The 24,853-nt window shown below is 42.3% G+C and carries 23 protein-coding genes and 1 pseudogene; 8 read left to right on the top strand and 16 right to left on the bottom strand.

Annotated elements, in window-relative coordinates:
* Position 1: 1 nt before the first annotated feature.
* The 7 genes from A9260_RS09265 to A9260_RS09235 form a co-directional block, all read right to left on the bottom strand.
* On the bottom strand, positions 2 to 592 hold the full coding sequence (locus A9260_RS09265) for an HD domain-containing protein (protein ID WP_068698327.1): 591 nt from the start codon (positions 590 to 592) through the stop codon (positions 2 to 4).
* Positions 580 to 1,173 (bottom strand): ribosomal protein S5-alanine N-acetyltransferase, encoded by a 594-nt coding sequence (gene rimJ / locus A9260_RS09260; RefSeq protein WP_068698325.1) that lies wholly within the window; start codon positions 1,171 to 1,173, stop codon positions 580 to 582. Before rimJ ends, A9260_RS09265 begins: the two co-directional genes overlap by 13 nt.
* Before the next feature lie 7 nt (positions 1,174 to 1,180).
* A complete protein-coding gene (gene tyrR, locus A9260_RS09255) occupies positions 1,181 to 2,725 on the bottom strand; it encodes a transcriptional regulator TyrR (RefSeq protein ID WP_068698323.1) in 1,545 nt (514 codons plus the stop codon).
* Between the two features lie 92 nt (positions 2,726 to 2,817).
* Positions 2,818 to 3,906, bottom strand: coding sequence for a YcjF family protein (locus tag A9260_RS09250; protein WP_068698321.1), 1,089 nt, complete (start codon positions 3,904 to 3,906; stop codon positions 2,818 to 2,820).
* Between the two features lie 4 nt (positions 3,907 to 3,910).
* Positions 3,911 to 5,281 carry a YcjX family protein gene (locus tag A9260_RS09245; protein ID WP_068698319.1) on the bottom strand — a complete coding sequence of 457 codons (1,371 nt, stop codon included), beginning with the start codon at positions 5,279 to 5,281 and terminating at the stop codon, positions 3,911 to 3,913.
* 72 nt (positions 5,282 to 5,353) lie between these two features.
* Positions 5,354 to 5,539, bottom strand: a complete 186-nt coding sequence (locus tag A9260_RS09240; protein WP_068698318.1) for a hypothetical protein — start codon at positions 5,537 to 5,539, stop codon at positions 5,354 to 5,356.
* A gap of 150 nt (positions 5,540 to 5,689) precedes the next feature.
* On the bottom strand, positions 5,690 to 7,204 hold the full coding sequence (locus A9260_RS09235; RefSeq protein ID WP_068698315.1) for a fumarate hydratase: 1,515 nt from the start codon (positions 7,202 to 7,204) through the stop codon (positions 5,690 to 5,692).
* Between the two features lie 161 nt (positions 7,205 to 7,365).
* Here A9260_RS09235 and pabB point away from each other — a divergent pair, with 161 nt between their 5' ends.
* The 4 genes and pseudogenes from pabB to A9260_RS17135 all read left to right on the top strand — a co-directional run.
* Entirely contained in the window at positions 7,366 to 8,733 is a 1,368-nt protein-coding gene (gene pabB, locus A9260_RS09230; RefSeq protein ID WP_068698313.1) for an aminodeoxychorismate synthase component I, read from the top strand.
* A 32-nt stretch (positions 8,734 to 8,765) separates the two neighbouring features.
* Positions 8,766 to 9,377: a CoA pyrophosphatase gene (locus A9260_RS09225; protein ID WP_068698311.1), complete on the top strand. Its 612-nt coding sequence runs from the start codon at positions 8,766 to 8,768 to the stop codon at positions 9,375 to 9,377.
* Between the two features lie 115 nt (positions 9,378 to 9,492).
* Positions 9,493 to 10,893, top strand: coding sequence for an asparagine--tRNA ligase (asnS, locus tag A9260_RS09220; RefSeq protein ID WP_068698309.1), 1,401 nt, complete (start codon positions 9,493 to 9,495; stop codon positions 10,891 to 10,893).
* A gap of 268 nt (positions 10,894 to 11,161) precedes the next feature.
* A pseudogene (locus tag A9260_RS17135) lies at positions 11,162 to 11,314 on the top strand (IS110 family transposase); the annotation flags it as partial.
* Between the two features lie 22 nt (positions 11,315 to 11,336).
* On the opposite strand, the gene A9260_RS09210 reads toward A9260_RS17135, so the two are convergent.
* The 3 genes from A9260_RS09210 to A9260_RS09200 form a co-directional block, all read right to left on the bottom strand.
* Positions 11,337 to 11,819: a hypothetical protein gene (locus A9260_RS09210; RefSeq protein WP_068698360.1), complete on the bottom strand. Its 483-nt coding sequence runs from the start codon at positions 11,817 to 11,819 to the stop codon at positions 11,337 to 11,339.
* 40 nt (positions 11,820 to 11,859) lie between these two features.
* A complete protein-coding gene (locus A9260_RS09205; RefSeq protein WP_068698305.1) occupies positions 11,860 to 12,882 on the bottom strand; it encodes a hypothetical protein in 1,023 nt (340 codons plus the stop codon).
* A 184-nt stretch (positions 12,883 to 13,066) separates the two neighbouring features.
* Positions 13,067 to 13,660 (bottom strand): DUF1643 domain-containing protein, encoded by a 594-nt coding sequence (locus tag A9260_RS09200; RefSeq protein WP_068698303.1) that lies wholly within the window; start codon positions 13,658 to 13,660, stop codon positions 13,067 to 13,069.
* A 671-nt stretch (positions 13,661 to 14,331) separates the two neighbouring features.
* On the opposite strand from A9260_RS09200, the gene A9260_RS09195 reads away from it, so the two are divergent.
* Entirely contained in the window at positions 14,332 to 15,522 is a 1,191-nt protein-coding gene (locus tag A9260_RS09195; protein WP_068698301.1) for an amino acid aminotransferase, read from the top strand.
* Positions 15,523 to 15,601: 79 nt separating this feature from the next.
* On the opposite strand, the gene A9260_RS09190 is transcribed toward A9260_RS09195, so the two are convergent.
* Positions 15,602 to 16,291 carry a hypothetical protein gene (locus A9260_RS09190; RefSeq protein ID WP_082957103.1) on the bottom strand — a complete coding sequence of 230 codons (690 nt, stop codon included), beginning with the start codon at positions 16,289 to 16,291 and terminating at the stop codon, positions 15,602 to 15,604.
* 191 nt (positions 16,292 to 16,482) lie between these two features.
* Between A9260_RS09190 and A9260_RS09185 the strand changes: the two genes are divergently transcribed.
* Together A9260_RS09185 and A9260_RS09180 are read left to right on the top strand one after the other, a co-directional pair.
* A complete protein-coding gene (locus A9260_RS09185) occupies positions 16,483 to 18,348 on the top strand; it encodes a putative nucleotidyltransferase substrate binding domain-containing protein (RefSeq protein ID WP_068698299.1) in 1,866 nt (621 codons plus the stop codon).
* Positions 18,349 to 18,351: 3 nt separating this feature from the next.
* On the top strand, positions 18,352 to 19,086 hold the full coding sequence (locus A9260_RS09180) for a 3'-5' exonuclease (protein ID WP_068698297.1): 735 nt from the start codon (positions 18,352 to 18,354) through the stop codon (positions 19,084 to 19,086).
* Between the two features lie 149 nt (positions 19,087 to 19,235).
* On the opposite strand, the gene yqfB is transcribed toward A9260_RS09180, so the two are convergent.
* From yqfB to A9260_RS09155, 5 genes are all read right to left on the bottom strand, one after another.
* Positions 19,236 to 19,532 (bottom strand): N(4)-acetylcytidine aminohydrolase, encoded by a 297-nt coding sequence (gene yqfB, locus A9260_RS09175; protein ID WP_068698358.1) that lies wholly within the window; start codon positions 19,530 to 19,532, stop codon positions 19,236 to 19,238.
* A gap of 121 nt (positions 19,533 to 19,653) precedes the next feature.
* Entirely contained in the window at positions 19,654 to 21,225 is a 1,572-nt protein-coding gene (locus A9260_RS09170) for a BCCT family transporter (protein ID WP_068698295.1), read from the bottom strand.
* Positions 21,226 to 21,331: 106 nt separating this feature from the next.
* Positions 21,332 to 22,621, bottom strand: a complete 1,290-nt coding sequence (locus A9260_RS09165) for a TRAP transporter large permease (RefSeq protein ID WP_068698293.1) — start codon at positions 22,619 to 22,621, stop codon at positions 21,332 to 21,334.
* Positions 22,618 to 23,142 (bottom strand): TRAP transporter small permease subunit, encoded by a 525-nt coding sequence (locus A9260_RS09160; protein ID WP_068698291.1) that lies wholly within the window; start codon positions 23,140 to 23,142, stop codon positions 22,618 to 22,620. Before A9260_RS09160 ends, A9260_RS09165 begins: the two co-directional genes overlap by 4 nt.
* 105 nt (positions 23,143 to 23,247) lie before the next feature.
* Entirely contained in the window at positions 23,248 to 24,333 is a 1,086-nt protein-coding gene (locus A9260_RS09155; RefSeq protein ID WP_068698289.1) for a TRAP transporter substrate-binding protein, read from the bottom strand.
* A gap of 288 nt (positions 24,334 to 24,621) precedes the next feature.
* On the opposite strand from A9260_RS09155, the gene A9260_RS09150 reads away from it, so the two are divergent.
* Positions 24,622 to 24,853: transposase (locus tag A9260_RS09150; protein ID WP_197485273.1), on the top strand; the 232-nt coding region annotated here is incomplete at its 3' end.

Genomic DNA, 24,853 nt, shown 5'->3' with positions numbered 1-24,853 from the left:
ATTACTCGTCTTTTAACCAGCCGTTTTCGACAGCTTCGTTTATGATTTGCAGCGCTTTCTGCCAAAGGGTTTCTGACCCCTGTTGAATGCGACTGTTCACTGCGATTACTTGGCTGCGCTTAACTTGATGCTCAACCCAGCTTTGACCTTGATTATGATAGTTCAAAAACATCGGGATAAAACGATCTAATGCTTTAGCGAACTTGGCGTCATCAGACGTTGCGGCTTCAAACTCATCCCACAAACTGCGCAGCTCTAGCCTTTGATCGTCAGGCAAAAAACTAAACAGTCTATCGGCAGCGAGCAGTTCGTTTTGCTGCTGCTCTTTGGATGCAACCGCATCGTAAACAAACGTATCGCCTGCATCAATTTCCACAATGTCATGCAAAAGTAACATTTTTAGCACGCGACTGATATCAACCTGACTATTGGCATGCTCTTGAGTTAACAGTGCCATTGTCGCGACATGCCAACTGTGCTCTGCGCTGTTTTCTAAACGGCCCTGTGCGCTTTTGACTCTGGTACGTCTTAATACATTTTTTAATTGGTCGATCTCTTTCAACATATCAAGTTGTTGATTTAGTCTTTGCATACTTCTTTCCAATCTTTATTTGTCAGTGACGTCAGCACATGGTCTTGCCAACGGCCTGCAATTAATAGGTAATCTTTCGCTAAGCCTTCTTTTTCAAAGCCAAGCTTATATAACACATTGGCGCTTCGTTCATTATGAGGAAGAAAAGCGGCCTGAATTCGGTGCATATTGAACGTGGAAAATAAATACTGACACGCAAGATCTAAGCTGTAATGCATCAGACCATTGCCTTGCTCACTCTCATCAAGAGAATACCCTAAATTGCAGGTATAACATGGATTACCGACAATATTGCTAAAGGTAATCACACCAAGAACTTTACTCTCACTTGCATCAAGAATCAGTAAATACAAACCTTGCCTGAGCTTTTCAAGCTCCTCTAGGCGCGTGATTTTATACTTCCAGCCAGATTCTGTGTAGAAACTATTATCTCGCAATGGATCCCACGGAGCTAAAAAAGCTTTGTTTCGTACAAAATAGTCCGATAGTAACTGCGCATCAGCGCGAGTCACCGAGCGGATAGTCGGCTCATTTGATGAACCACTTTTTTTAATTATGGTGGGTTTAAAACTAAAAAACATCTCTACCCTATTTTTTACCAATTTCATAATCACGAAGCTTGTTCGCAATCGAGGTATGAGAAACATTCAATCGTTTTGCCAGTTTCCTGCTTGATGGGAATGCTTGATATAACTTATCTAAAATCTGAGACTCGTGACGCTTCATTATTTGGTCAAGAGACCCGTCCATATCAATTTTTGCATCGGTACTGTGTAAACTGTCTAGCGTTGGCAGATGAAAATGCTGAGTAGAAAGCTCATTTCCTTCTAATTCAGTCAGAGCACGTAAAGCGGCATTATCCAACTCACGAATATTACCCGGCCATGTATAGCTAATTAGTGCATCCATTAAGGTTGCTGAGCAAGTGGGTTTTTCTAGAGCTAATTGCGTACTGTGTTTTAATAACAACATATCAAGCAGTGGCGCAATATCGGTTGTGCGCTCTCGCAATGGTGGGATTTTTAAGTTCAATACATTGAGCCTAAAATAAAGATCCTGACGAAATGTACCCAACTCTATCAATTGTTCTAATGTGTGCTTGGTTGAGGCAATAACTCTAACATCAACACTGACTTCTTTATCTTCACCAACACGTCTAAAAGTGCCGTCTTGTAAAAACCGCAGTAACTTGCTTTGCAGATGAGGCGACATTTCACCAATTTCATCTAGAAAAACCGTGCCGCCATCAGCATTTTCAAAAATGCCTTTATGGGGCTTACCTTGTTTAAAAGCACTTTCTGCATGACCAAACAGTTCAGTTTCTGCCACATCATCAGGCATCGATGCACAACTTAATACAATAAAGGGGTTGTGGGCACGATGCGAACGAGCGTGACAAGCGCGAGCTAACATTTCTTTACCTGTCCCTGTATCGCCTTCAATAAGCAAAGGTTGCTCAAGCATAGATAATTTCTTGGCTTGGGTGATTAACGCTTTATGTCTATTGGAAATACCAACAAAATGCTCAAAGCCTAACGGATCATGATCGGCCACCGATTCAGCACATCCGGCGTTACTGCCAGATTGTCTTAGCTGAAAAACCGTACTGGCATGAACCAAAGTGTCACTGTTTTGCTGTAAATGCACCGGTATGACTTCCATTTGGTAATCAATACCATTAATCACTAGCGTATGCTTTTCTCGCTCGCCTGACTCTTCAAGCCATGTTTGGTAAGCAAATTTAGGCAAAAGTTGCATAATAGAACTGCCAAGCAGTGATTCGTCATTACTATGGAAAAGCTGCTTTGCCTTTTGGTTTGCCATATTGATTTGTCCATTTGGACAGACCGACAACAGCGCTTCTGATAAATTATCAAGCACGGCAGTCAGTTCAGTATTCTTTCTTTCACTAGGCATAAACTGAATTCGCCTAACATCAGACACACCTTCAATACGTCTAATCTGAGCCATTAATGCACTAAAGGAATCAAAGTCGAGTTCAGGGCAATTTAGATAAATGATGCCTTTAGGATCAAGTTCAATGCCTCGTAAATTAATCTGTTGCGAGGTCAGGATATCTAATAATTCACGAGTTAAACCTAAACGATCTTCACACAATACTTCTAAACGCACGTCCGACTCTCTAGTGTTCATTAATGTTTACAAGAGTGTCTAGCAGAAGAGTGCCTCAGTCAAGCAATATCAGGCTATATAAGGGCTTAGCGCTACTCTGAGCGCTCAGAATTTTGTAAACGATGTTTAACAGAGAGGAAAATTTGATCTCTAACATCTTTTAGCCTCAGTTGATTTCCCTCAGAAAATGGAATCGGTCTCATCAACTGCACCGCTTTAATGCCCAATCGAGCGGTTAAAAGCCCGATCCCAACCCCTTGCGCTGCGCGACTTGAAAGTTTGGCAGTTAAGTCCATCGATACAAGATCCATCCCTGCGTCGAGTGCTAATTCGGTGCCACCGGCTGCTGCCATATTAATTAAGGTTAATCTCAATAACTGAATACGCGACCAGTAACCCAACTCAACACCGTATTCTTTGGCGATGCGATTGATCAGTGAAATGTTGCGCCAAGCCACCAGCAACATATCAGCGGCCGCCAATGGACTCACCGATACCATCACAGCCGCTTCCGAGGAATATTTGGCAATGGCTCTATTAACTTTTTGATCAATGGGCGATAACACGTAGCCTTGATAAAGGTCGAGGGTGTCTCTGTCTGAGTGATTGTCAGTACAATGCTGTGACCACTTAGATAAACCGATATTTTCAACGCCTTTTGATGCCAAAGAGTGCGACAACCCCTCACAAAAACGTTTCGCATTGCCATAGCCGTTATCATCGTATATTTGTTGGGCTTGCACTTGCACGTCCCCTTGACGGCGCAGACGGCGCATTTTTATCAGTTCGCGAAGCAAAGCTCCCGCACCGATGATTGCGCCGCCACAGACTAGCGCAGTCCATGCCAGCGACAAATAATCAAGTGATTGAAACGAAGTGATAAAAGAATCAACTAACTGCCATAAACTCAGAGAGCCTAAAGTAGCAAATAGCAATTTCCACTTTAAAGGCACCTTCTTTTTGTTAAACAAGGTCTGCACTTTTTCTTCAATCGGTTGTTGCTCAGTAGTCACTAATAGCTCGGCTTTAACGAACTGATGCTCGGAAAATGTTTGTTTTGCGCCTAGTTCAGACTCTTGCTCATAATAGTGAGCAGACTCAGATTGCTGCGCTTTGTCATCATTAACCGTCGATGAATTAGACGTGTCCGTAAAAACCTGTTTTTGTTTATATTCGCTCACAGTGCTACCTCAACTTATCGCCGAATAAAAACTGCATGATCTTATCCATACCAAGGTGTGGTAATGGGTTCGCCTCTACATAGTTTTTAGGTCTAAAGCTTGAAAAATCAAAACCTTGTTTTTGCCAAAAATCGGCTTTAGGTAAGGTTGCAGGAACTTCACCGGGGTATAGCGTCACCGACTCCCCCTCTAATGTGGTGCCATGGATCACCGGAGTAGAACCTGATTTTTGCTCAACATAGCCCATATCCGTGGATTGAATCGAAGCAAAAGGCATGCATTCCATAGCAACACTTTCAAACGAGACGTGTTGCCATATAGGCTGAACTAAATGGCGCAACAACAAGCTTAAATTGACGTGTTGATCAGGGGTAATGTGATCGGCTTTAGTGGCGGCAAATAATAGTTTATCTGTACGCGGCGCAAACAAACGGCGCATCAAACCATTTTTTCCGTAACTAAAGCTTTTCATTATTTCAGTTAAGGCAACCTGCATATCACAAAAAGCATGTTCACCTTGATTTAGAGGTGTCAGAACATCCACCAGCAAAATTTGGCGGTCAAACGATGAGAAATAATGACGATAAAAAGGCTTTATCACTTGAGATTGGTATTCTTTATAGCGCTTCACCAATAAATTAACTGCGCTACCCTTTGCCACTTTTTCTTCTGTCACATAAGGGAAAAACAACACTACCGGAGCATCGGCAAGCTCACCGGGGAGTACAAAACGGCCCGGTTGAATGAGCTGATAGCCTTGAGATTTTAAGCTCAGTAATAGTTGAGTAAACTCCGTTGCCACTTGATTAATCAGCTTATCATCGTGCTCAGACGCTAAATCCAACGTGGCAGCGCGCTCAATCCAAGCTTTAACTTCGGATAAATCAATTTGCTTGAGACGTTTAAGTTGCTGCTGCGACCAAGTAGTAAAGTCCATCTCCAGCATTGGAAGATCAAGTAGCCATTCCCCCGGGTAATCCACTAAATCGAGATACAAAGTGGCGGTACGACTGAGCAACTTTCGTGCTCTGTTATTTGGTTTATATTTAATTGCGATACGAATTTCACTAACGTCACGCGTCGGTGTTGGCCACTGCGGTGGTGACGCGCGTAACGACTCATAAGAGCCATCAAGATTAAATCTAGGAGTCAGTAAGTTTTTTTGCGGGACACGTCTTGCGCCAAGTAACCTTGCGTCACGACTGGCCGCAAGTAGCGGTAAATTATCATGGGTCGAAGTATGCAGTAATTGGTCGACAAATGAGGTGATAAAGGCGGTTTTACCCGCACGAGAAAGGCCGGTGACACCAATTCTTAGGTGTGCATCCAGCCCTCTATTAAGTAGTTGTTTTGCTTCGTTTGTTATTTTGTTCATATCACGCTCCTAGCTTCAAGATATTGAATTAATCTCCAAATATCCAGCGTTAGAGCGCAACATTAACAAGATTTAATCATCGGCGATGAGTTTATAGATAACAAATAGAGACAGTTCGAGAAGTAACGTCAGTACAATCGTTATAGTGATGTATTTCTCGTGGAAGATAGCAATTCCGTTAAGAATTAGGTCATAGCAAAGAAAGCCACCAATAACGATAGCAACAATCATTTGAAGAATTTGTACAAAGCGTGGCATAACATCCCCTGTTAAATATAGTCACGGTTAATTGTATCAGCTATCTCGCTGAATTTTCGGCAAAAAGCGCAATCTTTGGTTTCACCTAGCTCTGATACTCCATCACTAGTCATTCACACAACAACTGCACTTTAAGCTTAAGACAAATAGCTATTCCATTTCAGCTATTTTTACTTTCCAAATATCCGGCCCAGTTTGGTGAGCATTCACGCCATTTGAATCGACCGCCACCGTTACCGGCATATCTTCGACATCAAACTCGTAAATCGCTTCCATTCCCAGTTCTTCAAAGGCAATCACTTTAGCGCTCTTGATTGCTTTTGATACTAGATAAGCCGCGCCGCCTACCGCCATTAAATAAACGGCTTTATTTTGTTTAATCAACTCAACGGTTTGCGCGCCGCGCTCCGCCTTACCTATCATGCCTGCGATACCAGTCTTTGATAGCATCATATCGGTGAACTTATCCATGCGCGTTGATGTTGTCGGCCCTGCAGGCCCAACCGCTTCATCACCCACCGCATCGACAGGCCCAACGTAATAAATAAACTTACCATTAAAATCAACGCCTTCAGGTAAGCCCTCGCCGCTTTCAAGCAACTGCTGAATGCGTTTATGCGCAGCATCGCGACCGGTGAGCATTTTACCTGAGAGTAGTAAAGTTTCTCCTGTTTTCCAGGTTTCAATTTCTTGCTGTGTGACAGAATCAAGATTAACACGGCGAGCTTTAGCGCCAGCCTCCCAAGTGATCTCTGGCCAATCTTCAAGCTTTGGCGGCACTAATTTAGCCGGCCCAGAACCGTCTAAAGTGAAGTGTACGTGACGCGTGGCCGCGCAGTTTGGAATCATGCACACCGGCTTTGACGCCGCATGCGTTGGCGCACTTTTTATTTTCACATCAACAACGGTCGTTAAACCGCCTAGACCTTGCGCGCCAATACCGGTGCGGTTGGCACGTTCAAAGATGTCCAAGCGCATTTTTTCTTCGGTGGTCTGTGCGCCGCGCTCCATTAATTCATGAATATCAACCGGATCCATTAAGGATTCTTTTGCCAATACCGCCGCTTTCTCAGCCGTACCGCCAATACCAAGCCCTATCATTCCCGGTGGACACCATCCTGCGCCCATCGTCGGCAATGTTTTTTCAACCCACTCACCGATATCATCAGATGGGTTAAGCATGGCCATTTTGGTTTTGTTTTCAGAGCCGCCGCCTTTAGCCGCAATTTGAATATCGACTTTATCACCCGGCACCATGTTGATGTGCACAACCGCGGGCGTGTTATCTTTTGTGTTGATTCGTTTACCCGCAGGATCTAATAAAATTGACGCTCGCAGCGGGTTATCTGGATTGGTGTAGGCTTGTCTCACCCCTTCGTCTACCATTTCTTGTACGGTAACGTCGGTGTCCTCCCACTGAACTTTCATACCGATATTCACAAAACAGGTAACAATGCCGGTATCTTGGCAGATTGGTCGACGCCCTTCGGCAGATAAACGGGAGTTAATAAGTATCTGCGCAATCGCATCCTTGGCGGCAGTACTTTGCTCAGCGTGATAAGCTTTTTCCAATGCTTGAACAAAATCAAGCGGGTGATAATAAGAGATATATTGAAGTGCATCAGCCACGCTGCTGATTAGATCTTGCTTACGAATTACAGTCATTCGTCGAGCTCCTTGTAGTCAGTCTAATTCCATTTCATATTGCGTATAAGCCAAAGAGTTTACACACGCTCTGAACTTAACATAAATGTATGATACCCTTGCGATGATTATCAAACCACACTCACCTTTATGGTGTTGTCACATTTCAAGCAATTTGATAGATGTCTGATTTAAATATTAAAACCTTAGCGCTTAGCTACCGAAAAAATCTTGCCATAGAGCTATTTGAACAACTCGAACAGCGCCCTTACGCCATGTTACTTCGGTCAGCTTCCAATGACCATCCTAATAGCCGATATGACATAGTGGTTGCTAACCCTATTTTGACTGTCGAAACGTTCGGCAATATCAATGAAATCACAATCGGTGACACGGTAACTAAAAACTCAGACGATCCCTTTGAGCTACTGCGGACACTTCAACGCCAACATCTTGCTGATGCCAAGAACCCACAACAACTGCCCTTTATTGGCGGATGGCTTGGCTACTTTGCTTATGATTTAGGTCGCTGTATTGAAAACATCGATAGCATTGCCGAGCATGATTTAACGGCCCCTGATATGGCGGTAGGCTTGTACGATAAAGCCTTAATTGTGGATCATCAGCTAAAATGCGCCTATTGGGTGGGAGAAAACCTTGCAGCACTGCCTACTTCTCTGACTATCAATGACCAGCACGCCTCTAAACAAGCAAGCTCGCCATTTCAGTTAAGGAGCCAATGGCAAGCTAACATGACCCAAGACGAGTACCAAACTCGCTTTGAAACGGTGCAAGATTATTTGTTATCCGGTGATTGCTATCAAATCAATTTGGCGCAACGTTTTAGTGCTCAATATCAAGGCAGTGAATGGCAAGCTTATCAAACCCTTGAGAACGCCAACCAAGCGCCTTTTTCCGCTTTTATTAGACTGCCTCAACACACTATTTTGAGTGTATCGCCAGAGCGATTCTTGCTTTGTCATGACCAGCAAGTAGAAACAAAACCGATTAAAGGTACGCGCCCTCGCTTTAAAGACCCTATCCTCGATCAACAGCAAATTGATGATTTAAAAGATGCGCAAAAAGATCAGGCAGAAAACCTGATGATCGTTGATCTTCTGCGTAACGATATTGGTCGAGTGTCTACCCCAGGCACAGTAAAAGTGCCGTATTTATTTGAAATTGAAAGCTTTCCCGCAGTCCATCACTTAGTGAGCACGGTAACGGGTGAGCTTGATGCCCGTCATGACGTGTACGATCTTTTAAGAGCGTGTTTTCCCGGTGGTTCTATTACCGGAGCGCCAAAAGTTCGCGCCATGCAAATCATTGAAGAGTTAGAACCCCATCGCCGCAGTGTCTATTGCGGTAGCATTGGTTACATTAGCCGCTGCCAAAATATGGACACCAGTATTACTATCCGAACGTTAATTACTGAGGATCAGAAAATATACGCATGGGCCGGTGGTGGCTTGGTGGCTGACAGTGAGTGTCAGTTAGAGTATGAAGAAACCTTGCACAAACTTGGTAAAATTCTGCCAGTATTAGAATGACTTAAATCCATCGGCTCACATTAGAGGACTGCATGACCAAAAACGAATTTATACTCGCGTTTACTGCTGTTGAGCCTTTTGACTATGACTCTCTGAGCTTGCAACGATTAGGCTTTATTGATCAAAGCCAATTGCGCCCTGCCGCGGTGTTAATTGGTTTGGTCGAGCGCAACAATTCTCTATATGTTGTTTTGACAAAGCGAGCCGCTCATTTAAAGCACCACCCCGGTCAGGTGAGTTTCCCCGGTGGCAAATTTGAACAAAGCGATGAGCAATTAAGTCTTACCGCCATTCGTGAAACCCATGAAGAAGTGGGCATCGAACCTTCGATGATCAACATTATCGGCGCTTTGCCTGCCATTCCCACTATCAGCCGATTTGCCGTCACGCCGTTTATTGCCATGATTGATGCGAATTACCAATCAAAGATAGACCCAAACGAAGTGGCAGAGGTGTTTGAAGTCCCCGCACAATTTCTTTTTTCTTCGGCTAATTTGTTTCATTTTCATTTTGAGTTAAAGACTGTCACGCATAAAGTCTTTGCTATTCCTTATCGTCAGCATTTTATTTGGGGCGTTACTGCACAAATTATTGACGCAGTGCAAAGGCAGCTGTCTCATTTTGGTCGAATAAACAGCGCTTAAAAAAAATTCTAGATAAATCGGCACTCAATACTTGATGCAATTTTATTGGCGGGTAAACTGGTAGGTTCTATTTCTTTTCTATTTCTCAATAGCATCTATTGGAGAGTTATACCAAATGACTTACGCGCCTGTAACAGACGTACTAAACGGAAAACTAGCAGTAAACAGTGAAGTCACTGTTCGTGGGTGGATCCGTTCACGTCGCGATTCCAAAGCTGGAATCTCTTTTCTCGCCATCTATGACGGCTCTTGTTTCGACCCGATTCAGGCCGTGGTCCCAAATAATTTGCATAATTACGACGAAGAAGTCCTTAAGCTGACAACAGGTTGTTCTGTTGAAGTAACGGGTACTATCGTTGAATCTCCGGCAAAAGGTCAGGATTTTGAACTAGCCGCTACCGCTGTCAACGTAGTGGGTTGGGTTGAAGACGCAGACACTTACCCTATGGCTAAGACTCGTCACTCAATTGAATACCTTCGTGAAGTTGCCCACCTTCGTCCACGTACTAACGTGATTGGCGCGGTTGCTCGCGTGCGTAACTGCTTGTCTCAAGCAATTCACCGTTTTTACCATGAGCAAGGTTTCTTCTGGACATCAGCTCCGTTAATCACCGCTTCTGATGCAGAAGGTGCTGGTGAGATGTTCCGCGTATCTACGTTGGATCTTGAAAACCTACCCCGCACTGAGCAAGGTAAAGTAGACTTTAACGAAGACTTCTTTGGTAAAGAGACTTTCCTTACAGTATCTGGTCAGCTAAACGCAGAAGCTTATGCTTGTGCATTAAGCAAAGTGTACACTTTCGGCCCGACTTTCCGCGCTGAAAACTCAAACACCAGTCGTCACCTTGCTGAGTTCTGGATGGTTGAACCTGAAATTGCATTTGCTGATCTTGATGACGCAGCAAAACTGGCAGAAGACATGCTTAAATACGTGTTTAAAGCGGTTCTTGAAGAGCGTCGTGACGATCTTGAGTTCTTTGCTCAGCGTATTGATAAGCAAGCAATCTCTCGTCTTGAGCAGTTTGTTGATGCCGATTTCGCGCAAGTTGATTACACCGATGCAATTAAGATTCTTCAAGACTCTGGCCGTAAGTTTGAGTTCGATGTTGAATGGGGCATTGATATGTCTTCTGAGCACGAACGCTACCTTGCAGAAGAGCACTTCAAAGCACCGGTTATCGTTAAGAACTACCCGAAAGACATTAAAGCATTCTACATGCGCCTAAACGACGACGGTAAAACCGTTGCTGCTATGGATGTTCTAGCTCCGGGCATTGGCGAAATCATCGGCGGCGCACAACGTGAAGAGCGTTTAGACATTCTTGACGAGCGCATGATTGCAATGGGTATCGAACCTGAGCACATGAGCTGGTATCGTGACCTTCGCCGTTACGGCACTGTGCCACACGCAGGCTTTGGTCTTGGTTTTGAACGTCTAGTGTCTTACGTAACAGGCATGGGTAACGTTCGTGACGTAATTCCATTCCCACGTACACCACGTAGCGCTAACTTCTAATTAAAGTAGAAAAATAGCCCGTAAATGAATATTAAGAGCGTACATACTGTGTAAATAGTGTGTACGCTTTTTTATGCCTGAAAGCTTTGTGAGGCCATGCTCTCATTGTCTGAAAGCATCATTCCCCCCAGCTAAAAGATATTTAGGCTATGATGGTTCATTATGTTGATGCTCTCACCTCACACTTGGCTCATCAACCAAAAGCGAATCAAGGCGAAATGTTCATACCTTTGTTGCAAACATGAGAGGTATGCGTTGGGATTGTAAACATCCTTTTTTAAAGGCCACTTACCTACGGCTATTAGCCTATGGTAAGCCTAAGAAAGTCGCAATCATTGCATACGTCAAAAAAATGGTGCTGGTCTTAAATTCTATGCTGACAGATAATACTATGTGGGATGAAAACAACGTTAAAATTTAGTTATTGACGCCATAGTCGTTTGTTATGGTGCTGGTTCCTCGTGAGGCTCAACATCATTGTCTCTAACTATACGGTCAGTAAGGAAATGCAAAGCAAGTAATGTTGTAAATATAATATTACTAACCAATGTACAGTAGATAAAAATAGCTATCAGTTTTACTTGTGTAAAATAGTCACCAAAGGTGCCTTTCCAGATTTTCATTGTTAACTCAAGAACACCACTACCAAAATAAACAGCAATACTCATGAATGCTAAATAACCAAACATATAACAAAGATACTGCCTACGGGTAACATCTTTTCCGTTCAAAGTTGGAGCCTTACCTCTCATTACTTCATCCATACCGGGACGCTGAAAAGTTGCTACTGCCGCTAAAGATGCAACAAAAAATCCAACTAGGATTTGAAGCAAACCGTTAACCAGTTGCACTAAACCGCTTTTGCCTACAAAAGCGATTTCAACAGGAGCACGAGAAAGCAAAAATAAGAATAATGCAGCCACTATTAGTGGCATATATATGTCTATAAATAGCTTTTGCTCATGCTTAATTCTGAGATAGTAAAGTGGCTTCAGTAACTTCTTCGCTGTTGCTTTCAACATATTCCACCCCACACTCTTTACATATTAAGGATTTAATTTTCCTGACTAGTTGGCTGTGCTGACTTTCCTGACATTGATGAATTTGGTTTTCGGTAAAAACTTTACTACGTTTACTAAATACACCTGCTGCTCGTTTAATCACGTCTTCTTCTAACGAGTCAAACTTACCCGTTCTGATACCACGATTTTCATCATCGTACTGTACTTTTAGGGTTGAATACCCTTTGTCTTTCGCCTTTCTAGAAAGTCGATAAAGAAGCTGCTCTGCAGCCTCTTCTTTCATGTTAGCACCAATTGCATAACTGACTTGAGTTTCCTTAGTAATGAGGTCATCTTCATCAAAGTCATCCTCACTTTTCTTATTAACAAGTGTGACACCTGTCAGGCGGCGAGTTTTCAACCCTTCCGTTAAGCTCTCTGAAGCTAAGTTATTCAAGCAAAAACAAGGGCGACATAACTTACTTTTCTCTTCGCCGCTAGGTTTAAACGTCCATTCAGGGCGACTAATTATTTTGTTAAACAAGCTAGTTAAAGCACGTTCAACTAGTGATTTGCTTATGCCTGGAACAACCTCTAGTAAAGCTAAGTGAACCGATGCTCGCTGCCCTTTAAAGTGTTTCAGATCTACAACTAGATGAGCTGAAACAGCAATTCCTTCCCCCTTTGACTTTCCTGCAATGCGAACAGAACCAGATGTCATATTCTTAAATGCTGGATCGGTGAGGTTCGTGTCTGTGTAATGGAAAAGAATAACAGCGATTTCATTCACATCGTCTACATCGACAGAATGGACATGTAGAGAGGCAGTGTTATTCTTTGTCGAAAATACTGCTGTCTTTTCATCTGCAGCTTTCTTTAAATGAGGAATGATGTGTTTATTTAATTGAAAACGAACATTTCCTTTAGTCGGGATTGACTTAAGTTCTAATTCAAGATAGTCAATATTGCGCTCATAGTATGACAGCATAGATAACCTTATAATAAGTACATACTTTAATGACAAATACGCAACAAGGCCACCAAGCAAGGGAGCGCATAAATCGCTCCCTATTTGAAGAACCATAGCGCCGCATGAAGGTGTAAGCGACGCTAAGCTATACTTGAGCGAAGCGAAACTGCCAAGCGTTGCGAATCAATCTTAAATGGTTTTGTTATTTGCGATTCAACTGTTCCGTCACAACTTTTACCCATTCAACTTGGTCTTTATATACTTGAGGTAACGGATGATAGTAAGAATGCAGAGTTTCCGCTTTTTTCAAACCTACTGGGTCAGAGCAGTTGATCGCTTCGATTGCCAACTTTGCCAATGGTTCAAGAGCTTTATTAACGCCCCATCCGTAAATGACAGGTACACCTTGAACAAATAGGGATTTAAGTTCTTCTTTACGTTTTCCGTCAAAAATTGAGTGAGGAAAAGTCTCTGATTGTGATGATTTAATGAACTTATATAATTCATTGGATTTAGGTGTTCTAAGATCAGATAAATTCAATATACGAGCATAATCAAAATTTAAATTATCCATGATTTTCATTATTTGATCTTGAGTCTTGTCTGGTACTGCTGGCGAAGCAACCATGTTGTTATCAATACTATCTAGTGGATATGAAGAACCAGGGTTCATCATTACCACCATAACATCAGGCAAAGCCTGCAAAGAGTCGACTCTTTTTATGTCGAGGTACTTTCGACACTTAAAGTCACCTTGCTGATAAAATAAGCCTGTTACTTCAAATTTGTTTCTCATAGCTTTCTTATATTTCCTGTTAGCACATAACAACTTATTATGTAGCAGCTCGATAATGTGCCAGCTTAAATTCAACTAAGTGGTCACCATACTATTCCAAACAACTGTTTATTAAAAAAAAATGTATAGTTCTAAACCAATTTTATTAATTTAAGCTCACAAAAATGAGCGTCATAATATATGATGTCTCGACAACATTCTCTAAGTTCTTTTATTTCAATAGCTTATCATATTTTATGGTTTGTATTGAGCAAAAATAGGTGATCTTATGCTCACTTTTATCGCAAATTTTAAAACACAAATTCAACTGTGTATGCATACAGTTGAACTCAGGTGTTGCGATGAGTTCTGTATGCTTATTCACATTACTATTTGAACTTGTCACCCTGTACAAATCAGAAGGTCAATCCCATCTTCGCCAATTGTTTCGGTACATAAGGCTTAGACAAGGTGGATTTCTCTGCCTGAATACTTAACCTTCTCCTGTTTAAGTTGCTCTGTATGATTTGTTTGCGGTTTTTAATGCATAAATTTCAAAAAAACTTGATATCAAACAGCAGATAAACGATACCGCTTCAAATTAATCACAAATCTGTTGTTTTGACGTTTTTCTACAGGTATAAAAGAGTATTGTCACTTTCCATTAATTCTATTTAACACGGACGATTCTCATGTTTGAAAAAGTAGTCGCAGCTCCTGCCGATCCTATCCTTGGTTTAACTGAAGAGTTTAAAAAAGACTCTCGCGATACAAAGATTAACCTTGGTGTAGGTATTTACAAAAATGAACAAGGTACTACCCCTGTTCTTGCCACTGTAAAGAAAGCAGAGCAAGCAATCCTAGATACTGAAACCACTAAGTCTTACCTGACTATCGAAGGTACAGCTGAATACGGTCTAGCAGTACAAAAACTACTCTTTGGCGAAACAAGTACTATCGTTTCTAATAAGCTTGCTAAAACAGCACAAGCGCCAGGTGGTACCGGTGCTCTACGTGTTGCTGGTGAGTTTATTAAGCGTCATTTGGGAAGTGCTAAAATTTGGGTGAGTAACCCAACTTGGGCAAACCACAAAGGTGTATTTAGCGCAGCGGGCATCGAAATTGCTGAGTATCGCTACTACAACGCAGAAACCAAAGCAAAAGACTTTGACGCTATGCTAGCCGACCTTGCTCAAGCATCTGAAGGCGACGTTGTGCTTTTCCACGGCTGCTGTCATAACCCAACCGGTATTGATCCTACAGCTGAAGAGTGGCAAACACTGGCAAAACTTGCCGCTGACAAAAAACTTATCCCACTGTTTGATTTTGCTTATCAAGGCTTTGCTAAAGGCGTTGAAGAGGATGCGGCAGGCTTGCGTGCATTTGCTGAGCAAAACAGTGAAATTCTTGTGGCGAGCTCATTCTCGAAAAACTTTGGTTTGTACAACGAGCGTGTGGGTGCATTTACCCTAGTAGCGGCCAGTGAAGAAGTTGCACAAACAGCGTTTTCTCAAGTAAAAGGCATTATCCGTTCAATCTACTCTAACCCACCAGCACATGGCGCGGCAGTAGTGACGTACATCTTAAACAATGCTGAACTTCGCCAAGAGTGGGAAGCAGAAGTAAAAGAGATGCGTGACCGTATTCAAGAAATGCGTACTCTGTTTGTTGAGACACTAAAAGCGCAAGGCGTGGATCGCGACTTTAGCTTCATTGAAGGTCAAAATGGCATGTTCTCTTTCTCTGGTTTAACCAAAGAACAAGTTACACGTCTTAAAGATGAATTTGCAATTTACATTGTGGGCTCTGGCCGTATCAGCGTTGCAGGCATGACTAAAACGAACATGCTGCCTTTGTGTAAAGGCATCGCTGCCGTTCTTTAATTCATTGAGATTGAATTGATAGAGCTTTAAATAGTTAGCATTCAAAAAGGGCTTGTTCATACAAGCCCTTTTCTATTTATTAGAAAGCGTACTTAACCACAGCCCCACCTTGATCTAAGGTACTGTGATTATTCCAAATGGTGCGTCCATAAGCGCCTAAAGAAAAGTGCTCTGTAAAATAGTAATCTGCTGATATCTCAAACGATGCCTCATGGGTAATATCGTAATCTAGATATTCAAGTACCATATTGCCTTGAATTGCATCCGTCAGACGATAATTTACGCCCGCAAACGCGCCAAGCAGAAAGCCTTTTTCAGACTCAACTGTCGAACCATTTTGATCTCGAAGTTTGACCTTTACCCCACCCAGTTTTGCGCCAGTATAAAAATCACCTTTTTGCATAATGGCGAAACGTCTTGCAACAGAAAAGGTAATGTAGTCCGCGCGGTCATTTTCATCGCCAAAGTGGGTAAAGCGAGCCTTGTATTGCAAATTACTGATCCACCAGTCTTGGATTAACCAGCGAGCATTAATATCACTGACGGTGACGCCATCGCGCCCTTCCAGCAAATCTGAATTTAGCTTTCCTCCGCCGATCGCCAAACTAATGTAATCATAATTGACAGGGATGCTTGCCACTTTGGCGTTGCTGGCTTTAGAAGCAGCTTCTTCAGAATCAGCCTCTGTAAAATCGGAGCCCTCAGCCAGTATGTCAGTTGTGAAAAGACACCCTATACTGAGTAATGTTATTAATGAATATCTAACCATAAATTATTACTCCATAACCTACTAACAGTCATCAACGATTCTCTATTAATCATAGTCCATCAGTTGCTGGGTCTTATGGATATATTGTTATTTTTCATCAAACTAAACGTTTTTAGTCAATCTAAACTATGGATATTCAGGTTTTCGTTTTATGATTGAAAAAGCAAAAAATACACACATTAAGGCAGATCATGGAAGTTGAATTACTTGAGATAAAACAGTTTCTCGCGCAATACCCGCCGTTTGAAGAGTTACCTGACGATGTGCTCAGTCATATTGCACTAGAAACTGAGATCTCTTACATTCGCAAAGGCGAAGTCGTCGTCAGTCATGGGGAAGCGATTTCAGATTTCTTTGTGGTGCGCAGTGGCGTTGTGGAAATATCAAGACGTAATGGTTCTCTATTTAACCGCCTTGATGAAGGGTCTGTTTTTGGGCAAATGGCCTTATTGAGTAACGGTAAAGTCATGTTTCCCGCAACCGCGATTGAAGACTGCCTTCTTTATTGTATTCCTGCCGATAGTTTTCAAACTCTGTATGACAACTACGACTCCTTTGCTGATTTTGTCGCCTTAGATGACGGTAAAAGATTACGCAGTGCCATCGCCAATAATGATGAACTTACCACAGCAAAAGTCACCTCATTAATCAATCATCCTGCATCAACCATCTCTGAGGATTCCTCCATTAGAGAAGCGGCTGTGCTTATGGATGACGAAAACACCTCATGTTTGCTGGTGGTGGATAATGAACAAACCAATACCAGCGATCGATTACGCGGTATTCTCACCGACCGTGATTTATGTACCCGAGTGATTGCGCAAGGTGTCTCACCCGATGACACGGTAAGATCGGTGATGACTCTGGAAGTTATCTCACTAGACAGTAACGCCTATGTTTCTGAGGCATTGCTCACCATGCAGCGCTTTAACGTTCACCATCTACCGATTGTTAAAAAGAACAAACCTATCGGGGTTATTGAAGCCAGTGATATTGTACGTTACGAGTCGCAAAACTCTTTGCTATTAGTTAGTTCCATCTTCCAGCAAAATACCATCGAAGATCTTGCCGTATTATCAGAGCAAGTCAGTGATAGCTTTGTCAGAATGGTCAATGAAGATGCCAACTCACACATGGTTGGCAGTGCAATGGCCATTATTGGTAAGAGTTTTAAACAGCGAATTATAGAACTGGCAGAAGAAGAATTAGGCCCATCCCCTGTGCCTTATTGTTTCCTAGCATTAGGCTCAATGGCGCGTGATGAGCAATTGATTGTCACAGACCAAGACAATGCCATCATTTTATCTAACAGTTTTGATAAAGATAAGCATGATGAGTACTTTGCTACTTTGTCGCAAAAAGTCAGTGACGGTTTAGACAAATGTGGTTATCCGTATTGTACTGGCGGCATTATGGCGACCAACCCAATGTGGCGCATGACACAAACCGAATGGGAAGAGTGTTTTGCCGATTGGATAGATAAGCCGAATGCGAAAGCTTTACTGAATGCTTCGATATTTTTTGACTTAGTGGGTGTTCATGGCCAATTAAAATGGGCGGAGAAATTAAATCGTTTCATTACCGACAGAGTGAAAAACAACTCTAAATTTTTGTACTGCCTTGCACGTAATGCGCTAAACCGCACTCCACCTCTTGGCTTTTTCAAAAGTTTTGTTATGGAAAAAGATGGTAAGCACAAAAATTCGATTAACCTAAAACGTCGAGGCACAGCACCGCTTGCCGATCTAATTCGTGTGCACGCGCTAGCCGTTGGCTCAACACAGCAAAACTCTTTTGAACGTTTAGATGACATATTAGATGCAGGTATCTTGCCAAGAGGACGCGCACAAGATCTAAAAGATGCATTGGAGTTTATCTCTCTGGTTCGTATTCGTCACCAAGCAATTGATATTCAAGAAGAGCGTGAGGCCGACAATAATATCGAGCCTGAGAACATTTCTGATTTTGAACGTCGTAACCTTAAAGACGCATTTCAAATATTAAGTAATGCACAGAACTTCTTGAAATTCCGCTATCAAGGGACATCGATTAAGTAGCCTATGTTTAAAAAAAGCACACCAAAAGATGTATTTACATTACCGATAAATGATTGGCAATCACATTTTGCCTCACTACTGGCTAATAGTAATCATGGGCACTTAAAACGCTTTTATGCGGCAGGGACGATTAGTGAAACCACGCCTCTTAAAGAAACGCCCTTTCTCGCTTTAGATTTTGAAACTACCGGTCTCGATGCTTCTAAAGATGAGATCATATCAATTGGTCTAGTGCCGTTTGATTTGAATCGAATCTATCTTAGACAGAGTCAGCAATGGCTAATTAAACCGCAGAAAGCACTAAAAGCGGACTCGGTTGTGATTCATGGTATTACTCACACAGAGTTGCAGCATGCGCCTGATTTTATGACGGTATTACCAGAGATCCTTGAGGCAATCGCTGGAAAAGTCTGTGTGGTGCATTATCGACAAATTGAACGTGGATTTTTAGACAATATCTTAAAGCGTCGGCTCAATGAGGGGATACAATTTCCCGTCATCGATACTTTGCAAATTGAATGGAATGTTCAGCAAGAATTTGCAGCAGGTTTTATGAATCGTTTAAAAGGTAATAGGCCCGGCTCTGTTCGACTAGGCGCAAGTCGCAAACGCTATAACCTACCGAGTTATACCCCTCATGACGCATTAGTTGATGCGATTGCAACCGCAGAACTATTACAAGCGCAAATAGCTCATCACTTTGACGGTAACGATCCAGTAGATACATTATGGCTTTAATCGCATCATACTTTTGAGCGAGTCATACCAAGCACAGTAAGTAAATGGTCAGAGATTTACTACGATTGGTATCATTATTAAGTTATCTATAAAGGCGATTAGCCCTTTATAGATAACTCATTTCACAACAAGCTTACCCTTTCTATTCGTTATACCAATTCATATTTGATCACAAACAATTGTTTGATCCCTGGGTATATATCCGCAATAACCTCTTTTAATTCAGTCAAGGTCATATTCTCTTGCTCGGCGTGAAAGTCGGTCAAATCGTCAAACAATATTGGTGTAACCGAAGTAATCCGCAGTGCGCAAAATCGTCGACCTTGTTCAAAGGTAGACACTTCAACAATAGAGTCAGGTGCATAGTGACACTCACTGCTGTCTCGGATAGTAATGGTTTTCTTACCCGATAAAATGTCTGTTTCAAAACGCTCAAAAAAGGTCATTTCAGTTAATGGTGCAGGTGTTGTTAAAGGCATAATACCCTCTTATCGATTATAAAATTTCAACAAAAAAGGACCTGAAAAACAGGTCCTTTTGGTTGGTCATTATTGGCTAACTTAAAGCTTAACGCTCTTCAGTTGCCATACCCATCAACAAACTCACACACATGGCAAGCAGGATAAAGGTAAATGGTAATGCTGTGGAAATAGCGCCGGCTTGAAGTGCTTGGACGGCTTCAGAACCACCAACCCAAAGCATTGCAACTGCAATAGCACCTTCCATAAATGCCCAGAAAACACGTTGAGGTACAGGTGCATCCAATTTACCACCAGCAGTAATGCTGTCGATAACCAGTGAACCAGAATCCGAAGATGTTACAAAGAATACCATGACAAGCACGATACCAATGATTGATAGCATGTTCGCATATGGCATTGCGTCAAACATTTCAAACATAGCTAAAGACACATCAGTTAGGCCTTTACTGCCCAAAATACCAACGTGATTTATCACCTGGTCAATCGCTAGACCGCCAAAAGTCGACATCCATAGAAGAGTCACTGTTGTAGGAACAAGCAATACCGCTACCATGAATTCACGAACTGTACGTCCTTTTGAAACACGAGCGATGAACATACCAACAAATGGGGACCATGAAATCCACCACGCCCAATAGAATACAGTCCAACCTTGGAACCAAGCTTCATCAGTACGGCCGTGTGGGTTACTTAATGGAATGATATTCTCAACATAAGACAAGAAGGTTGTTGAGATGCTGCTAAAGGTCACGTGATAGCCGATAAATGCAACACAAAGTAACAACACAAGCGCAATGATCATGTTGATATTTGAAATGACTTTTACGCCACCGTCTATTCCGCGAATAACCGATATGATTGCTAATAAAGTAACAAATGCAATAACACCAATTTGCAAGCCTAGTCCTGAGGTGATCCCAAAGACATGGTTAATACCACTTGCAGCTTGTTGCGCTCCTAGACCTAATGATGTTGCCAGTCCAAATAGCGTTGCTAGTACGGCAAGAATATCAACAATATGCCCAGGCCAACCCCATGTTCTGTCACCTAAAATAGGATAGAAAATAGAACGAATAGAAAGAGGTAAACCTTTGTTATAAGCAAAGAATGATAGAGATAAAGCAACAACAGCGTAGATTGCCCAAGGGTGTAGACCCCAGTGATACATAGTCGCACCAAGTGCTAACTTAGCGGCTTCAGGCGTATTTGCAACAACGTTTAGAGGAGTCTCATACCAACCAGTATAATACGCAACCGGTTCTGCAACACTCCAGAACATCAAACCAATACCCATGCCTGCTGCAAATAACATTGCAATCCAAGACATCATTGAGTATTCAGCTTTTGCTCCTTTACCACCTAAACGAATTTTACCGAAAGGTGAGACGATAAGAGCTAAACAGAAGATAACAAAAATGTTACCGGCCCAAATGAACAAGGCATCGAAAGATCCAATGATTTGCCACTTTAAGCCATCTAGTGCTGCCTTTGCAGTATCTGCATCAAGAAACACCATAGCAAGAAGAAAGAGAATGGTTAGACCGGCACTGGCGGAGAATACCGCATTGTGCACATCAAAACCCCATTTTTGGACATTATCCTGCCCTATTTGATAGTCAGTACTGTCTATACTGTACTTATCAATACCCTTGGTCATTTGACCTCCTTTATGTACAAAATCGTACGAATTACTATTACTTCATGTAATTAACTTTCAATTATAACGTAACTAGCCAAATAATTCGATATATCAAGAAATTAACTTACATCGACAAGCCGTAAATCCCAGGAAACAGCAATAAAGATGCAAGAACAACAATCTGAATAGCGATAAAGGGCATAACACCTGAATAAATATCCCTTGTCGTCACCTCTTTGGGGGCGACACCTTTTAGGTAAAACAAACTAAATCCAAACGGAGGGGTTAAAAATGAGGTCTGCAAATTCATCGCAACTAAGATGGCAAACCACACCATATCAATGCCTAACATCTCAGCCACAGGCGCAATCATCGGCACGATAATAAAACAGATTTCGACAAAATCGATAAAGAAACCCAGCAACAAAATAACCAGCATCACTAAGATTAAGAAGCCCCACTTCTCTCCCGGAAGTGCCAGCAACAACTCTTCAATAATGTAGTCACCACCGGTATAGGTAAACGCCATTGAAAACGCGGTTGCGCCAAGCAATATAGCAAATACCATCGCCGTCACTTTTATGGTTTCTTTAGATGACTCATACAGTAATGTCCAACTAAACTGGCGATAGAGTAGCGCTAATACGATGGCGCCTGCCCCGCCTAATGCGGCGGATTCGGTTGGGGTCGCAACACCGGCAAAAATAGAACCAAGCACTACGATAATAAGGGCCAATGGTGGAATAATGGCTTTAAGTGCGGTGATGATTTCTTGTTTACGACTTTGGTCATCAAGCTTTGGCATTGCCTGCGCAGCTTCTGGTTTGAAGTAGGCATAAATTGCAATATACAAAACATAGGCAATCACCAGAACCAGCCCCGGCCACAATGCTGCCTGAAATAAATCCCCAACGGGAACACCCAATACGTCACCCAATAAAATCAAGACTATCGAAGGTGGGATAATTTGTCCTAATGTGCCCGAGGCACAAATGGTGCCGCAGGCTAATTTTTTGTCGTAGTTATACTTCAACATGACAGGTAAAGAGATTAAGCCCATCGCCACAACTGATGCGCCCACCACACCAGTTGAAGCGGCTAACAATGCGCCAACTAATACCGTTGATATCGCAATACCACCACGCATACCGCCAAATAATCGTCCCATTGCTTCAAGTAATTGCTCTGCTAAACGGGTTTTTTGTAGCACTAAGCCCATGAAGATAAACAAAGGAACAGCCATTAATACGGTATTTTGCATTATCGATTCGATGCGATAAGGCATGAATGCGAACATATCCCAGCCTTCGGCCCACACGCCAAAGATCAACGCAATGCCGCCAAAGGTGAATGCGACAGGGAAACCGAGGAGGAGCGCAAATAAAGCGACCGCAAACATAATAATCCCTATCATGCTTCTTCCTTATTATGGGTGTTTGGATTGAGAAATTGATTCAATGACTTACACAATAGCCCTAAGCCACTTATCGCAATGAACAAAAATGAAATAGGTATCACAGCTTTAATGATCCATCGATAAGGAAGGCCACCAGGATCGCCGGAAGTTTCTCCCATATCATAGGCCTGATAAGCAAAATCGATACCATACCAAGCTACAAGCAGACTAAATGGTAATAACCAAACTAGTGTGCCAAAAATATCGATTAAGGCCTGCACTCGTGGAGAAAAGCGTTCATAAAAAATATCAACGCGAACATGACCACCGGTTTTTATGGCGTAGGGTACGCCGAGCAAGAATACTGCTGAAAATAGGTGCCATTCCATTTCCTGAAAGGCAATCGATACATCGTTAAAGACATAACGCATCAGCACGTCATAAACAACGTTTGCCACTAAAAGCAGAAACAACACACTAGAGATATGCCCTAGTGTGTTGCTTATTCTATTAAATATCCCTTCTAATATCGTCAGCAATTGACCTCCCTGTCTGCTGAAACTGGAACACTAATGTTGGTTATAGTGCTCGCAGTTAACCTTTTAATGTTGATTAACACTGCGAGTCACTATTGGTTACGCTTCTTATTGAGCTGAACTGTTTAGGTAAGCTCGTTTTGAAATATCACTCCAAGAGCGGGTTTGCTCTAGGTATTGCGCTTGTGACATTTGGATTTTCTTCGCCATTGCGTCTTTCGCGGCATGCTCTGCAAGAAGGCTATCATTAACTGCGCGCAGTTCTTTCATTACCGCAGGTGGGAACTGTTTTACTTGCACATCTGGATAGTCTGTTCTGATGCTTGCCCAGTTTTTACCACTTTCGTGAGTTGACTGGATATACATATCATAAGCGGCAGTTCGCATTGAAACGCGTAAGATCTCTTGCAGATCGGCAGGTAATTTTTCCCATACACGCTTGTTCACTAAGAACTGCAACTCAGTTGCTGGCTCATGCCAACCGGTATAGTAATAAGGTGCGATTTTATGAAAGCCCATACGCAAGTCTAATGAAGGACCTACCCACTCTAGTGCGTCGATGGTTTTTCTTTCCAGTGCGGTATAAAGCTCTCCCGGCGCAATATTGGTCGGTTTAGCCCCCACTTTGGCAAGGATTTCCCCAGCAAAACCCGGGATACGCATTTTCAGACCTTGTAGATCTTCAACGCTGTTAATTTCTTTTTGAAACCAACCACCCATTTGCACGTCGGTGTTACCACCAGGGAATGACATTAGGTTATGAGGGCCATACACTTCAGCCATCAACTCCATTCCGCCACCATGGTAAAACCATGCATACTGCTCTTCGGCAGTCATACCAAAAGGCATTGTGGTGAAATATAGGGTATTGGGTACTTTGCCTTTCCAATAGTATGAAGCGGAGTGCCCCATATCATATTGTCCAGATTTAACCATATCAAACACGCCAAACGGTGCTTTATGTTTGTTAGATGAATCAACGCGGATCTGCAAACGTCCGTTAGACATTTTCTCCGCCATTGCCGCCATATTTTTGGTCGCGTCACCAAAAATCGGGAAATTGGGACCCCAAGTTTCCGCAAGCTTTAAACGATATACTTTATCCGCGGCTACCGCCGTGCTCATACTCGCGACCCCAACTAGGACAGCTAAACTACGTACACAGGCTTTAACCCATTTTGATTTTACTACCATGTCAATTGCTCCTTGTGCAGCCAAAATGTCTACAAATTCGGATTAACTATGGTTCAGATTTTAAAGGGATGCTAAATAGTTGTTAAAAGTGTGGGGTAATCGATCTTATTTAATTATTTATTAGATGGTTGATTTGTATATTGAAGAGATTAGTTACGGCTAGATTTTCTAATACGAACATTGAAAGTGGTATAGTGTAAGACGAACGCATAAGTGAACACTTAGAGACTGTCCTAAATTCTGTGTAACTGCCTACACTTAATGCCGTAATGGCTAAGGAAAGGCAACATGGATAAGAAAGCACTTGAAGCTTTTGCTAAAGAAGCAGCAAAAGGAATTAAAAGCCCTGAAGATTTAACCGAATTCAGTCAGATGCTCAAAAAGATCACTGTTGAAGCAGCTCTCAATGCTGAAATGGATGAGCATCTTGGCTACGAAAAACACCAACAATCCAAATCAAAAAACAGCCGTAACGGAAAGAGCAGCAAGCGGATCAAAACCGAAGATGGGGAGTTCGAAC

Source organism: Vibrio sp. UCD-FRSSP16_30, from assembly GCF_001676025.1.
Taxonomy (GTDB): domain Bacteria; phylum Pseudomonadota; class Gammaproteobacteria; order Enterobacterales; family Vibrionaceae; genus Vibrio.
Note: the sequence above shows the minus strand (reverse complement) of the source record. Positions and strands in the feature narration are given on the sequence as shown.